This window comes from Sphingorhabdus pulchriflava (assembly GCF_003367235.1).
Classification (GTDB): Bacteria; Pseudomonadota; Alphaproteobacteria; order Sphingomonadales; family Sphingomonadaceae; genus Sphingorhabdus_B; species Sphingorhabdus_B pulchriflava.
Genome location: NZ_QRGP01000001.1, coordinates 1,756,304 through 1,771,315, shown reverse-complemented (window position 1 = coordinate 1,771,315; position 15,012 = coordinate 1,756,304). Strand labels below are relative to the sequence as shown.

General features: G+C 55.7%; 13 protein-coding genes. 3 read left to right on the top strand and 10 right to left on the bottom strand.

What is annotated here, in order from left to right; genetic code table 11:
• Nucleotides 1-366 precede the first annotated feature (366 nt).
• The 9 genes from DXH95_RS08750 to DXH95_RS08715 form a co-directional block, all read right to left on the bottom strand.
• Nucleotides 367-2,421, bottom strand: coding sequence for a M13 family metallopeptidase (locus DXH95_RS08750; RefSeq protein ID WP_115548963.1), 2,055 nt, complete (start codon nt 2,419-2,421; stop codon nt 367-369).
• Nucleotides 2,422-2,464: 43 nt separating this feature from the next.
• Complete coding sequence (locus DXH95_RS08745; RefSeq protein ID WP_147291709.1) at nt 2,465-3,100, bottom strand: hypothetical protein; 636 nt, start codon at nt 3,098-3,100, stop codon at nt 2,465-2,467.
• Nucleotides 3,060-3,944 (bottom strand): hypothetical protein, encoded by an 885-nt coding sequence (locus DXH95_RS16300; protein WP_147291708.1) that lies wholly within the window; start codon nt 3,942-3,944, stop codon nt 3,060-3,062. The genes DXH95_RS08745 and DXH95_RS16300 overlap by 41 nt, the downstream gene beginning before the upstream one ends.
• A 93-nt stretch (nt 3,945-4,037) precedes the next feature.
• On the bottom strand, nt 4,038-5,594 hold the full coding sequence (locus DXH95_RS08735) for a ShlB/FhaC/HecB family hemolysin secretion/activation protein (protein WP_147291707.1): 1,557 nt from the start codon (nt 5,592-5,594) through the stop codon (nt 4,038-4,040).
• 64 nt (nt 5,595-5,658) lie between these two features.
• A complete protein-coding gene (locus DXH95_RS08730; protein ID WP_115548959.1) occupies nt 5,659-6,462 on the bottom strand; it encodes a hypothetical protein in 804 nt (267 codons plus the stop codon).
• A 149-nt stretch (nt 6,463-6,611) separates the two neighbouring features.
• Nucleotides 6,612-7,031, bottom strand: coding sequence for a DNA breaking-rejoining protein (locus DXH95_RS08725; protein ID WP_115548958.1), 420 nt, complete (start codon nt 7,029-7,031; stop codon nt 6,612-6,614).
• Between the two features lie 14 nt (nt 7,032-7,045).
• A complete protein-coding gene (locus DXH95_RS08720; protein ID WP_181883610.1) occupies nt 7,046-7,843 on the bottom strand; it encodes a CPBP family intramembrane glutamic endopeptidase in 798 nt (265 codons plus the stop codon).
• A gap of 20 nt (nt 7,844-7,863) precedes the next feature.
• The gene (locus DXH95_RS16095) at nt 7,864-8,529 is read right to left on the bottom strand and encodes a hypothetical protein (protein ID WP_181883609.1); all 666 of its coding nucleotides are present in this window, start codon (nt 8,527-8,529) and stop codon (nt 7,864-7,866) included.
• A gap of 46 nt (nt 8,530-8,575) precedes the next feature.
• On the bottom strand, nt 8,576-9,196 hold the full coding sequence (locus tag DXH95_RS08715) for a hypothetical protein (RefSeq protein ID WP_147291706.1): 621 nt from the start codon (nt 9,194-9,196) through the stop codon (nt 8,576-8,578).
• A gap of 324 nt (nt 9,197-9,520) precedes the next feature.
• On the opposite strand from DXH95_RS08715, the gene DXH95_RS08710 reads away from it, so the two are divergent.
• The 3 genes from DXH95_RS08710 (at nt 9,521) to DXH95_RS08700 (ending at nt 12,296) form a co-directional block, all read left to right on the top strand.
• A complete protein-coding gene (locus DXH95_RS08710; RefSeq protein WP_115548955.1) occupies nt 9,521-10,654 on the top strand; it encodes a helix-turn-helix transcriptional regulator in 1,134 nt (377 codons plus the stop codon).
• A 154-nt stretch (nt 10,655-10,808) separates the two neighbouring features.
• Complete coding sequence (locus DXH95_RS08705) at nt 10,809-11,408, top strand: lysozyme inhibitor LprI family protein (RefSeq protein ID WP_115548954.1); 600 nt, start codon at nt 10,809-10,811, stop codon at nt 11,406-11,408.
• A gap of 663 nt (nt 11,409-12,071) precedes the next feature.
• The gene (locus DXH95_RS08700; protein ID WP_115548953.1) at nt 12,072-12,296 is read left to right on the top strand and encodes a hypothetical protein; all 225 of its coding nucleotides are present in this window, start codon (nt 12,072-12,074) and stop codon (nt 12,294-12,296) included.
• 1 nt (nt 12,297) lies between these two features.
• Here the strand turns inward: DXH95_RS08700 and DXH95_RS08695 are convergent, their stop codons facing one another.
• Nucleotides 12,298-15,006, bottom strand: a complete 2,709-nt coding sequence (locus DXH95_RS08695; protein ID WP_115548952.1) for a conjugal transfer protein TraG N-terminal domain-containing protein — start codon at nt 15,004-15,006, stop codon at nt 12,298-12,300.
• Between the last annotated feature and the right edge of the window lie 6 nt (nt 15,007-15,012).

The following is a 15,012-nucleotide window of genomic DNA, read 5'->3' as shown; positions in this document are numbered from 1 at the left end:
CAATGCGAATATTGAGAGCAATCCTGCGGCAAGATGCTCATGGTGCGGTTACTTAGAGGTAAAGCAAAGCCGCCAAACCACGGACAGATTTGCTCAATCATCTCAAGTCGTCGAAAAATGCATTTCGAAGGTTATGCGATATTTGTGGTAGCAAGGAGAGCTCACAGCAAATTTCTCTCAAGTCCCGTCATTCCGCATCGTCGGACTGCGGTAACATTCAGAAGCCGCTAACTTAACTGCCATTCGGCAATACACTGCGGTTCCTCGCTTCCGGCCCTTCGTTCATGACGTAACAAGACGGATCCCCATCAAAGTGAAGGCGTCGTCGACATCAAAACTCAGACATGAAAACCCCAGTCTATGAACTCACCAGATGCGCACGCGCCGTTCCGGCGGCAGGTAAAGCTTGTCGCCCGGCTTCACATTGAACGCCTTATACCAGGCATCAACATTGCGCACGATGCCGTTTACACGGAATTCGCCGGGGCTGTGTGGGTCGGATAAGGTGCGTCGACGCGTCTCGCCTTCGCTTGTGATATTGCGCCAGAGTTGCGCCCAAGCAAGGAAGAAGCGTTGATCACCTGTAAAACCACCAATGACAGGTGCCTTGCCGCCTTGCTTCTCTTTGACGTAAGTTTGGTAGGCGGCGTAAGCAACCGAGAGCCCCCCGAGATCGCCAATATTCTCGCCCAGATTTTGGCGTCCATTGATCTTTAGACCGGGTAGCGCATCATATTGGTTGAACTGGTCGACCAGACCAGCCGTCCGCTTTTCGAACTCGGCGCGCGAAGCCTTGGTCCACCAGTCGCGTATTTTGCCCTCGCCGTCGGAACGGCTGCCTTGATCGTCGAAGCCATGTCCAAATTCATGGCCTATTACTGCGGCAATTGAACCGAAGTTTACCGCTGCATCAGCCTTGGGGTCAAAAAATGGAGGTTGGAGGACACCGGCAGGGAACGTTATCGAGTTTTTCGACTGGCTGTAACCTGCATTGATTTCCTGCGGGCTATATGGGAATTCCCAGCTGCGCGTTGGTTCGGTCAGCTTCTTCAGATTGTCAGCGCGCACCCAATTAATCAGGCGGTTTTGGTTGCCGACATAGTCGTCCGCGGTAATTCGAACGTTAGATCGGTCATGCCATTTTTCAGGATAGCCAATATAGCTCGCGACCTTTTCGAGCTTGACCAATGCTTCAGCACGGGTCGGCTCATCCATCCATTCGAGTTTCTGGATACGGGCGCGATAGGTGTCGCGCAGATAGCCGACCATTTCTTGAACCTTGGCGCGGTCAGACGCTCCGAAATATTCGGCTACATATGCCTTGCCGATTTCTTCACCTAGCGCTGCATTGACCGATGCAATGGCTTCGAGTTCCGCAGGACGACGTTCGGAGGTATCCTGCATTCTTTTTCCATGAAACTCGAAATGCGCCTGCACCCAGGGTTCGGACAATGAATCTGCCCATGCGTCGAGTGTTTTGTAGGTCAGGAACGATTGAAGATCGGCCACAGGGGTCTCTGCGAACAATTTTGCGATGTCGCGGGTTGCGGTGTCGGTCGTAACCTTGATTTGTGACTGTGTGTCGAACTGCATCTCGGCGAGAAAGACATCCCATGGGAAACCAGGTGCGTACGCCTTCAATTGAGCGGGCGTCATCACATTGTTCATTGCGACGACATCGCGCTGTTGGCCCAGACTCCACTGGCGCTTTGCTATTTCCAATTCCAGTGCCATGATTTTTTCAGCGCGCGCGTCCGGATTGTCGATCCCGGCACGACGTAGACTTGAAGCGATGTATTCGAGCAATGCCTTTCTATGACCAATATAGGGCTCGGCATCGGCGAGGTAATAATCGCGCGACGGCATCGTTAACCCGCCCACACCTACAGCCGCCATTTGTTTGGTGGGATCGTTCGCATTGGCGAGAACGCCGCCGCCCATGAACCCGTCAATCCAAGGATAGGCCATGATTCGCGCGATGTCGTTGCGGTCAGTCGTGCCTGCCACAATCGATAAGGTGCTCGCGATAGGTGTAATGCCAAGCGCGTTTCGGCGTTCCATATCAGAAGCTGATCGATGAAAATCGCCAATCATCTGTTCTGGACTGCCCGGTGCATCGGTAGTTTCCCGCGCTTCAGCAATAATTCCGCCGACACGCTGTTCTGTGGAGAGATACACTTCAACGAAGGCGTCGATATACGGAATGCCAGTTGGGGCTTTTGCCGTTTTCAGCCAGCCTTCGTTGACATAGCGATAGAAATCATCACCGGCGCTTACCGTTTTGGACATGTTGGTCGTGTCGACGCCCCATGTCCCAATCGCTGCCTTTTCCGTGGTCTGCTGTGCCGCAAGAGGGGAGGATATCACCAGGGTACAAATGGCTGCGGTGAGGCAGAACCCTGATTTGAGGCTAATTTTCATTTCTTGCTCCCTTCGATCGAGGACGAATAAATTGGTATCCTAGCTAATTCCGTTCCTGACGATCCTCCCGGCGGTAAACCAGAAGAACACAGCCAGCCGAATGATGGGTGAATGCAGGCACATCGCGCATGATTGGTCCAAAACCGCGCAGCGAAGCGGGTATGCCGGTTTCGTGACGAACGCCCTTGTCATCAATCCAATAACGTCGGCCAAAGCCGCTCAACAGGCATTGCGCCGCTCCGCTGGGCGTTTCGAAGGCAGGCAGATTATGCGCAGGATGACGACCTGCCTCAGTTGCTACGTGCAACAATGGATCGAGCTGGTTAAGTTTCGGATCACCAACGGGTTGGTAAATCGTAGTCTGGTTGTTGCCAGAAGTTATCGGTCGCTGGCCTCCGCCGGGCGTAACATAATCCAGCTGATCGAGCGGTTTGAGAACAACAGGCGGTTGCGTGACCGTAGGGCTATCGACCGGCTTAGTGTACGGCCGAGGGCGATGGACGACCGGGTTCTGTATCTGGCCAGCAGTCGGCTGGAGCGTCACCGAAATACCCGTCTCAGCCTTGGCCGGAACCTGCCCCCCGCCCAAAACCGAAAAACCCGGATCCGGTAAGGGCGTTAGAATGACGACTGCAGTGCTACCATTGGGCGTCAGCGGTGGTTGGAGCACGGGCTGCATAACGGGAGGCTGCTGAAGCGGCGGCACCGCGATCGGAACCTGTTGCTGCACTTGCGGCTGCGGTAAGGGTGGTTGCACTATCGGCCGGGTCGTCGGTGGTTGCACCAGTGGCGGCTGCACCATCGGACCTTGCTGCGGCGTTGGAGGCTGCACGAGCGGTGGTTGCAACATCGGCGCGACCACCGGAGGTTGCTGCGGTGTCGGGATAGCAACCGGGACCTGCTGCGGTATCTGTGGTTGCACCAGCGGTGGTTGCAGAACCGGTTGCAGCGACGGTGGTTGCTGAAGGGGTGGCATCACCGCTGGGCTTTGCTGCGGTGTTTGCGGTTGCGGCAGGGGCGGTTGCAGCACCGGCTGGAGTACCGGCGGCTGTTGCACCAGTGGCGGCTGCACCATCGGACCTTGCTGCGGCGTTGGAGGCTGCACGAGCGGTGGTTGCAACATCGGCGCGACCACCGGAGGTTGCCGGGGTGTCGGGATAGCAACCGGGACCTGCTGCGGTGTTTGCGGTTGCGGCATGGGTGGTTGTGCGATGGGCTGCATCACCGGTGGCTGCTGAAGCGGCGGCGTCACCGTCGGGCCTTGCTGCGGAGTTTGCGGTTGCGGCAACGGCGGTTGTGCGATCGGGGGTTGCACAATCGTAACAGGATGCCTGCTGTTCGGCGGCCGCTTGGGAATGTAAGGTATTGACGGCACAGTGACTTGTGGCGGGGTTTGAACGATCAAGTTCGGCTGCGGGGGCAGTTGCGTTACCTGCGGGGGCTGTACGTCCGGAGGGGTGACGACCGGGGTTGTTGACGAGCAGCTGGTGCTGCGATGTGGATTTCCCACGCCAATGCACCATCCACGATGCGGGTTCGCCTGAAGGGTGACCGCCGCGCCAAGGGCAATAGTTGTTGCCAAGGACCAATAGAGATGTCTGCGATTCACCGTCATCTCACCACCCAACCGTTACACTGGCATGGAAAGCAGGATTGCCTGAGCGGGATTGTGGCCCATCGCGCAATGGAACGGCGGCCCAACCGGAAAGGTGAATGCCGCCCTTGATATGAAAACTGCTGCCGAAGCCGATCGAGGTGACCGTGTTCAACGTCCGTTCGCCAAGCCGAGGCTTGATGATATCGGTATAGCCAAGTGCGCCAAAGGCGAATGGCGTGATCGCAGGAACCGAACCGTTACCGGTTGCAGCACTACGCGCTATTTCAACGGTTGCTCCATATCCCCGATCGCCCGCTACCTCTGCAGGCGCATAGCCACGCAGAAACGGAGCGTGCCCCATCGAGATGCGTTCCACCTCGGGCAGGCGTGTCGACGCCCATTGGCCGCGAAATTCAACCCTGAGGCTGGTCAGCTGTTTCTTGTCGAGCGGAACCGCCAAGCCGATTTCACTGCGAAAGTGGGCAAAGGACTTGGCACCGTCGGGCAGTCTGCCGGGGACCGCATCTGGCCGGGTTCCGCCGCTGAGCGTTGCCGCCGCGCGAAACAGGCTGCCATCCGCTAGATCGGTGCCTTTCAATGCCCGCAGCCGCAGGGCATGCGTGCTGCTCCGCAGTTTTTGGCCAAGAAACCGGGAGCGTGCATCGACAAATTCATATTCGGCGAGCAAATAGGTGAAATCGGTCAGGCTTCGCTCGATCGGATGCCCGATGACAAATGCTGCATTCCAGCCCGTCAGGCGGCTGTCCTGTGTGATGTTGGCAAAATCCCTGCGGGCAACAGTGTTACCGCCCATAGCCTCAATATATGTGCCATTCGAACCAACCGGCGTGCGATAATAAGCCATACCCGAAACTGACCAGTCATCGCCCCGATCGAGCGTTGCTTGGCCCAAAATCCTCACCATATCGCCACCGGTGATCGCGCCATAAAATTCCTGAACAACATAGCCCCTGACGGCAGAGCCTGGGCGGATCGGAACAACTTCGATACCTGCAGCCCCCGACGTTGTGTTTTCAGCGCCATGTATCGCGAGCACCGACCCGCGTCCGGACGAGTCGGGCGAAATCTGGTTAGCAATGGCGACGCCTGCCAAATCAGACGATAACATCAAGGCCCGTTCAAGATCGCGCAGTTGCAGCGGAGTTTTGACCAGGAGTTTCTCCGCATAGCTCCGGACCCGGCTCTCGGTCCGGGGTTGCAAGCCGGTTATAGAGACGGCTTTCAGCTGTCCTTCATCGACGCGTAAGACTGGATTTCCATCCTGACTATAAGCCAGCGTGACCTCGGCCAGCGCATAGCCGTCTTCGCGGTAGATGAGTTCAATGGCTTCAGCAATTTTTTCGGCACTGACTGTCGCATCTTCTGCTCGACTGTGGGCGGAGGCAAATTTGAGCAGCTGTTCTGGGTCATAAACGGTAACGCCGCTGACAACAGCGTGCGAGGCCATCTCAACTTCAGATTGCTGCTTCTGTCCTAATGGTGCAGCTGCCGCCGCAGAGCCCATAGCGGCAATAGCCGAGATGACGCCCGGTACAAAAAAATGGCGAAGCTTCAAGGGGTGTGTGCCTCGCAGCTTCGCCACAGTCTACTTCTCTCGGGTACTTAGGGTTTCCACGGGGTCAATCGCGGCATGTACTTTTCGATACATGATCGAGAGAACTGACATATCCGTTGCGCGACACCATCACGAGGCACTGCTTGGAGCTGGCATTCCAGAAAGTGCGATACCGGCCATCGTCGGTGCGTTTGTCATCGCGCATCACAAAGCCGCGGCTCATCAATTGCGATGTCGCATTGTCGCGTGACTGGCCGTTCAGATCGCCGACATAGACATTCGCGACATAGCCACCGCTATGGTGGTTATTGTTGCGATAGCTGGTTTCATGGCCACGCTGTTCAACGCCCGACGAATAACCGTCAGAGTAAGCGTCCGATCGGCCATAATTGTGATAGGCTTGGTTATACAGACCATCACGATAGCCGCGTTCGTAGTCGGCCTCACGCTGGGAATCGTTGTAGTGGTTGCTATCATTGTGGTGGTCGGATTTGTGCGACAGCGCGATGGCGCCCAATATAGCCGCAGCGCCGACCGCAACCGCAACACCAGCATCATTGTTACTTGATTTTTGACCGCAATCGGAAGCTGATACTTTTTTGATCGCTTCAAATTTGCCGTCATAGGTCGTGACGCTGACGCATTCCTTGGTGTTCGGATTCCACCAATATCCAATCTTGCTGTCATTCTTGGTAGTTCCATGATGCATGGTGAAGCCGCGCTCTGCCAAAGTGGACTCGCCACCTGCCGCCCGAGCACCGACCAGATCGCGAACCGAACCCGGCGTTTCGGCCAAGGCCACCGTTGATTGCGCCAGCATCGCAGCCGATGCCAACATTGTTGCTGCCAATTTCCCCGTCTTCTTCATAAATTAGCCCTCATTCATTGAGTCGAAAAAGTCTTCTTGCCCGCAGGATGGGCCGAACCGTCCGGCGCTACAATTTACATTTGATGACATGCGATAGACATTCTGCGCCATTTTCGATTGCCAGACTGCCAATGCGTGTTACAAAACGACTAATTGCGCGCACCTATCACCAGCGTGTAGTTTGACGTTTCATTGCGTCGTGCCGCATTGCGCATCAAATACACATCGATCTTATAGTCACCCGATGACGGCACGACGCCTGTATAGCTGTTGCCTTCGGTCGAGCCGATAAACAGCGCCTGCTGCGCGCCGGGGGCCGTGATGTTAAAATAGTTGGAGGCATTGCTAGGGGTCAGCTTTACCGTCAGCTTTTGGCCAGCGCGGACGTTCACGACATAGAGCTTGGACTGGTCGCCGCGGATTGAAGTCTTGATTGTCTTTGAGCTGGTTCCTTTTGCGAATTGAACCCTGATCGGTGCTGCTGCACCTTGTGCTTGGAGGGCAGCAGGTTGCACCAGCATGACACCACCCAGCACAACTGCAGTCGCCAAAATATGCCTGATTTTCATGAACTTTCTCCTCTTCAAAATTTTTGCACGCCTTGCTCGCCAACAAGGTCATCATCCCAACCTTCGCGGACCTTGGCGTTGCGGATAAGGAACAGGCCATAAAGCGCCATTGGCCCAACTATCATCAGTGCTCCCGTTAACTGGTCCATCGGATCGATAACCGGCGAAGGGCCATCACGGCCTGCCGCAAGAACGAACACGGCAAGATCCCACAACCAGTGAACGATCATCACCGGGATGATCGAATGGGTGCGAATGCGGATGGCCAGGAATGCTGCGCCGCTCAACATGGCGTTGAATGCCTGCACCCCGGCCGCAGCGAACTGCCCTGTCATCAGGGCATTCAGCACGTGAACAATTCCAAACAGAAAGCAGACCAGAAAAAAGGCTGGCCAGAACGACATCGCTTTGCGCGCAGCACCCCACAGAACGCCGCGGAACGCGAGTTCCTCACTAAATCCGACCACCATAGTGTTGATGGCCACGATCAGCACAACCGATACGGGAACGGGCCTGTCCAACAGTATTGCCACGCCGACAAAGCCGATTATCAGGAGCATAGGCAGCCAGATCAGGCGCCATGACCGCAGCGGTCGGGCATTGTTGAAACCCAGATCGCGCCAGCCCATCATCCACGCAACCAGCAGCATGAATGCTGCCGCCATGGGGGTCCCCCAAACAATCTGCTCGGAAGCAAATTTGTCGAGCGGCGTTCCGGGAGCGACCTGAATCAACCCCACCCCCATGGTGATGGCAACCCAGATGGCAACCGCACCGATTGCGATTAAGAGCCGCTTGGTCGTATCAGGCATGGTGTCCTCCCTTAAAAAGTTCAGGTCGATAGAATGAGTGGCGCTGCGGCCAAAATCAGCAGGATGATGGTCAAAACAAAAATCACCACGGACATTGTCCAGCTGCGCAACGTGCTGACATTCAGCTTGGCTTTGAACCAATGCGCTTGCTGCCGAATATACCAGGCCAAGGCCACTACAGTCAGGGCCGTCGCCGCCTGATCGACATAAGGAATGGTTGTATGGCGCAGCGACTGTGAAATGCCGAAGGCCATCGCGAGCGGTGCCGTCACAAAACATTGGGCATAAAAAGGCGCGCGCAGGGTCTCCCGGTTCAATGGCTCCTTCAACCCGTACAAAAGCCGCAACGCCATCATCAGCGGAAAGACGCTGAACACCAACACCCGGAATGCCAGCAGATTTTCCGTCGTTTTAAGAAAAGAGGGTAAAGCCGCTGTTGCGTTATTACCCAATGTGGTGATTTCGATCATGTGGCTGATTGCCAGACAGATCATCAAAAACAGCGGCGGACTGAGCGTGTCATTATATTGCTCGGACTGGACATCGCCCAATTCGGTGTCGGCATAGTCCATCATCCGCTGCGGATAGCGGAAGGTCAGCCACAAGGTCTTCGGATAGAAAACCAGCATGACCATGACTTCATACAGCAGTTCCTCAAGCGATTTGAGGAGCTTCATAAAGTCCATGCTGGTTCCCCTTCAAAAATTGCGGTCGAAGCTTCGGATCTCCGGCTCAGTCGCCCTGCACAAAGACGTCAGGAATTTCGTACCGTTCGGCGCCGAGGGTCGCGATCGTCGTGTCGCCGTCACGCTTGGAGCCTACTTTCATCGCGGCTGTGCCGTCGGCTTCAGCGGTTGAGAAAGTCAGGAAGCTGCCATCTTTGTTGAACAATATGGTGCGTTTGCCACCACCTGGCAGGATCACGTCGATATAGGTACCTGTTTCACCGTTGCGCACAACGCCAGCGTCACACATGCCTGCCGCCGCGCCTTTGTAGCCTGCGCATTTAATCTGCGCGGTCGCGTTGTAATTGGTGCCAGCCACCTTAGCGTCGCCCTTGCTATCGCCATCGCCCGCCTGAGTTGCGGAGTTTGGAACCGAGACGAGCGTTACGCCGTCAACCGTGCCGACAATCTTGCCACCCAGCTTGGCGGCAGCATCCGCCGAAAGGCATCCTGCCAGCGTCGCGCTGTCATCCAGATAATTCACCGTCGCTGCGGTTTCGCCGATTTTGCGGCAGGTATCGCCGGGGTTCGGAAATCCATCGCCCATCACGTTCAAGCTGGCGGGCCAGCTCGCTACGGTCGCGTCAGCGGCTGCAGGGTTTTCCCCGCCTTGCTGGCATGCGCTCACCAGGCATAATGCGGCCATTGCTGGCAAAGTTGATATTATGCGAAGCTTCATTTTATCATCCTCCGATTTCGCGCTGCAATCTTGCAGCGGCAAACGATGCACCCGTAACTTGCCCGATTGTAAAATCGCAGGACATCGACAAATGATGCCATCCTTTGGACATTCGAGGCCAAGGTCTGGCCGAAAAGGTCAAGTCTGTGCATGTGCAGTTTCGGCAATTTCCTTGTCCATCCGACTGCCGCAGTTTAACAAATGTAAAAACAACAAGGTCGCGTTCGATTGGAAATTCATGCCTGTGCAGGGCAGGAAAATTTAGGGGCGCGCATGGGTCTGCGACAAAATACAGCCGATTTTGCAACCGGACGTGCGGACAGTTTTGTCCCCCCGGGCAATTTTGTCGGCTATCGTCCGTCAATCGAGGCGCTGACAAATGCCTATGCCGTAATTGAAGCTTTGGGACCGAAATCGCGACAGCAAATTCCTCCAGTCGCTCTGGTGCAATTTGGGGAATGGCTAGGCTGGCCTGAATGGTTCAAAAATGGCACCACATTGGTTCAAGGGCCAGGTTTTCCCGACCGGATCAGCGTTGCCGACGACCTTATTGTCATAGCCAACATTGTCGATCACGGCGCCGCTGTGGAAATGCTGTTGCGGCTGTCAGGGGATTCCAAGATCACAGGCGCGCCCGTTGTTGCACCAGCGCTGTATAACGCGCCTAGCCTGCACGACGCGCTGTTGCTCGCCAAAAGATCAACGGAAGTGACGACGCCTTATGTGAAGATGAGGCTTCAGGTCGATGAACGTCAGTTTTCAATAGCTATTGAAAGTGAAATTGAACACGGGCCGTTGCTGGAATTTGCCTCCACAGCCTATCTATGCAGCTTTCAGCGATTCATAGATTTTTTCCGCCCAGATGTAGTCGAGCAAATAAAATTCAGCTTTGCAGCAAAAAGGCAGGGGAGAATATCGGCCTTTCTGGATAGTTTGCCCGGCACCAAGCAGTTCGACGCCGGAATCTACGCAATGGCGGGGGATCCAGATTGGCTTAAAGCTAGAAACTCACAAACCGATCCAGCATTCTGGAATTTCGCCCTTGAACGCGTCGCGCTAATGGAACGAGATTGTAATCAATCTGAAGTCGTAGACAGAATCCGCGCCGTCATCTGCAAGGCGATGGAGACAGAAAACCGGGTTCCACGGTTGAAACAGGTCGCTGCCAGCGAACGCGTTTCGGAACGGACATTGGTGCGAACCTTGGCGGCCCACGGCACAAGCTTTCACAAGATTGTGGAGGAAGAACGGCGACTGATCGCTTCCGAGCTGATCGGCAATACATCCATCAGCCTTGCCGAAATCGCCAGAGCATTGGGCTTCACCGACATGTCGAGTTTCGGGCGGTCGTTCCGCCAATGGTACGGCATGACTCCCGGCCAGGCACGGCTTTGGCGGACTGATTGAGCGAGCGGCAACGGCGGGATCGATTTGTGTCGGGCGATGTGGATAAATTTGTCAAAGGGGGCGATGAATTGAAACCAATAATTATCGGTTTGACAGCTCTTTTGGCTGCAAGTGGCCTAGGCTTTAGTGCTCCCGGCAAAAAGCGGGAGGCAATATGAACGGCTTTATTCTTTTGAGTATCCTGGCATCGCTCGCAACGGCACAAACCGAGCCAGCGGCGTTCGCTGTTCCGCCGCCCGTCGAGCAGTATACAGCCGACTGCGCGCGCCCGGTGTATGCGTCCGATCAGTTAGTTTGCAGCGATGCCGAATTGCGATCGCTCGACGACAGATTGGCACTCTTACTTAAAAACAAGCCAATGCTGGCTCAGCGCAGCGGTTCAGATTTCTACGAAGCGCAGCCAGCTTGGTTTAAACGACGCAGCATGTGTGCGATGCAAGTCGAACACAGGGCATGTTTAGCGGCGGCTTATGAAGAACGGATTCGGGTGATCGAGGTCGTTGGCACCAACGCTCCGGTCCAATCGCGTCCAAAACGTTGCAAGCTTGGAAAACGACCGGATGCAATCACTTTGTTCAAGCAGCGCGAAAATGAGGTTTTCATTGCATCTGCCAGAAACGAAATCCTAGGTGTGGCGCAAATGCCGCTAAATACGACCTCGTGGCAGCCATTTTTGCGATACTCGACTATGAGATCGAGTGTGTTGCTTTCGAACATTTCAAATAGCATCGGTAAATGTCGAGCACCCAATTAGCCAGTTTCATCCCCCGGCGCGTCAATGACCCTATGTTCGTGGATGAGTTCTAGCGTCGCTGTCATGATGTCGACAATCGCTAGCGCTCATCGACGATCAAAGCGCATTTCCACAAATTGTGTGTGGCTGGTTCCAGGCTGATGACAACGTTCCGATGGCAGTCGTTGTTAACTCGAACGGGTGGTGAAGGAACGGCAGACTCTATCCTTTGGGCGCTCGATAGCGGACAGTCCGGACTGTCCAACAATGCAGACATTGAGATTTGGCGGATTTATTAGAAATCCGCCTGCAAATGAGCGGGAGTTGTTAAGGTCGCTCTCTGGCCTCTCAGGTTCGGCCAGGGTGCGGCACTTTTGGCTGACCCGCTGACACTCTTGCCTCTCTCCTTGCTGGACGTCCGCAGGCGCACACGCCCGCGCGCAGGACGTCCATCTTCGTCGCACCGTTGCAAGGGTGTCGTTCTTGTGGCTCGCGCAGCGAGCCGGGAACGCGAAAACTGGTTAAGGATAACTGCCGAAGTACTCCGCGAAATGCTTGGTAGCTTCTCAGAAAATTGCCTGCACTCTGCTGAATTTGCTGACTTCACCGCGTCGTTCGGCTATTATCAAACCTCACACTGCAGAGTTGAGGTGGCCAGCGAGCAGTCAGAAAGGAATTGGCTCAATGGACAACAAACCCGACACATTGGAAGATCGCGAACTTGGCGGCGAGGGCCGGAAATGGTCTGGTTTCACTGAGGTTGATCAAGCGATTGTCGAGAACCGCCTGACCGAATATCGTTTGATGAAGGCGTGGGCGGACCCGCTTAGCCGGATCGGCATCATTGTAGTCTGCTGTGTGATTCTGGCGTTTTTTGCCTTTGTGTTCGTCAGTGAGTTTGCTGGGTAGACTATTTCCACTTTTTTACTTCGTCCGCCGCGTTTTCACTTGCCCCTTTTGCATCCCTGGTGGCGCCTTCAAGATAATCGCGAATAGTGTCGATGCGTTGTCGGCCAGATTTTTGAGCGCGGTCAACTTCTGCGCCGATCGAGTCAGGGGACATCTTACCGATTGAAGGTCGATCGCTGCTGCTCGATCCCACCTTCGAGTTAGCTTTGACATTTGCTGCGGACGATACACTTGGCTTGGAAATTGGCTTGCCGGCGGCAAGTACGAGCTTATCTTCGATATTGTCCCGTAACGTGTCGGCATAGCCATCTATAAAGCGTGCTTGAAGGGCCTGTCCCTCTGCGCTGAGCTGGAAGCCAATATCGTCAAAACGTTCATTACCGTAAAAGTCACGATTGCGTTCCATCTCGCCCAGCCCCCATTCGCGATATGCCTGCGATAGATTGAGACTGCCCGACGCGCTGCTCCCTTCGAACATTGAAGCTTGCTGCTCCAGTCGATTGGCGATCTCTTCGGAACGCCGCGCCTCTTGGGTAAAGCTTTGTGCCTCCGTCAGCGAAGCGTTCATCCCGTTCGCGCTAGTCGAGATTGACGAACTGGTTGAAGTGCTGACTGTTCGAACAAAGCTATCGCGTGCGCTCGACCAGTTGCGGCTGTCCGATATCTGTTTGAGGCTGCCCATGATGCGTGAGCGATCTTCGGACGCGATCCCGATATCGCTGTCCGTCCAGCTTTGGTTGCGACCTCCTTTGACACCAACGCCTAGATTTGCGGGCCCGAGGCTTCCGCCAAGCCCGGCTGAACCCTCGCCATTGAGAAACCAGCTGGTGGTAATGTCGTCGGATGCACGGCGGCTGAGGCTATATTGGCGCTGAAGAGCTTTCGAAGCCTGATCGACCTCGTTGAACGCCGTGTTGACGCTGTCGGAGTTGCTCTGGCCGGTTGCGGTTTCGAAGCTGCTGCCTTTGCTAACCTGGTTTCTGAGTTCGCGGAAATGCGTGACGGCGTTGGCGGTTGATTGCTGCGCGAGGTTCGAGAATGTCTCACTGTTTGATTTGGACTGGCTCGCCATCGTCGACAAACGCGAGGTGAACTCCTGACCAAGCGTGGGTGTGAAAGGATAACTCGAATTCGGGAGCTGGTCATAGCTGCCTTCGGCAAAACTCGTCGTCATCGTGCCGCTCTCGCTATAGCCGCGCGTCTGAGCGGCACCATAGTTGAACGATGGGGCGACATTGCCTTGCGCGAACTGCCGGGTCAGCACATTCGAGGTTTCGAAGCTGGTATTGCCAAGCGAGACATTGCCGGTGCTCGCTTCGCGCGCAGCTTCTTCGGCCGCGTTCTGGCTGGGATTGAGGTAGGAGGTCGCATGGTGCGAGATCGCCATAGCCCCCTTGGCTACCCCGCCCGCCAAAAATGGCACCGAGGCGATCAGATAGCCAGCCAATATCCCAATATCGCTGTTGACGTCTGCCATGCCGGTAAAGCTTGCGAGCGTTATGCCGCCATTGCTCGCAGCGGTCATGTCTGCTGCCCCTTTGAACATCAGCATCATATGGAGGATCACGAACAGCGGCCCCCAGGCGGCTAGATAGAAGAAGCCTGTCACATAACCTTTGAGCGCGAGCGGTCCGGTTTTGGGCATCAGGAACAGCGGAAAGAGGACAGGGAAGAGCGCGTAGAACAGGACGGTGAGCACGACATTCAGGAGCGGCACCCATTTCATGGCATTGCTTGCGATCGAGCTATAGGTGCGTTCGGTCTGGATGTCGGCCCGGGTCTGGGCATAGACATCGACATTGCCAGCCCCGCTGGCACTACCCATCGCATGCATCGCCTGGCTCATCGCGTTGATGGTGAGTGCCTGTTTGAAGATCGCGGTCGCATTGAAGGAAACCCCGGTCAGATATTGGTAGGCTATCGGCAGATCAGCAAAGAGCTTAGCCTTGGCGAGGGCGACGGTCTGGTTGGGATACAGCTGGCGACCGAACACATTGCCCATGCTGTCAATGAGCTGCGTCCATTGGCCGTTGAGGCTGGTATAAGCATCCCTGCAGGTGATGATATTGGCGGTAACTTCGCCGGTTGATGTGTCGCGGGTCAGGAAGCGTTGCGCGCGGGCCTGACTGCCCGGAGCGATTGTCGTCCAGATGTCGGTGCTTTCGGCGAGTTGCTTCATCGAATAGCGCCCGAGCAAAACATCGTAGAAGACGCACTGCCGGAAATGTTCGTCGAGATTGGCGGCGAATTCGGGATCAGAGATGCGCAACGAACGTGTCGCATCGTAAAGTCGCGCGCCGTAGATCATGCCGTTCTTGGAATAATTGAGGTCGCCCGGAAGCCCGAACACGACTTCAGCCGAGCCAGTCAGATAGTCGCCGATCTGGCTGGTAAAACTCGCCATGAGCGCGAGTCCCAACGGAACATTTGCCACCTGCGACGGTGCGAGCGAAGGATTGAGCCGGTCGGTCACCTGTACGTCGAGGCGCGGGACCATCAGGCAGCTGTACATCAGCGTCGCGCCCAGGAACCAGTTGATCCAAGCGCGCCAGTCCTGGTTGAATGCGAGCATGAGCGCGGAAAACCCGAGCCCCATGACCATCACGACCTGGAGCAGGCCCTTATAGCCGCCATTGCCGGTCCAGGCCGCGACCGCGTTAAAGACATTGACCAGATAGTCGCCGCCACCGACCGTGAAGACCTCGACCATTTTCGA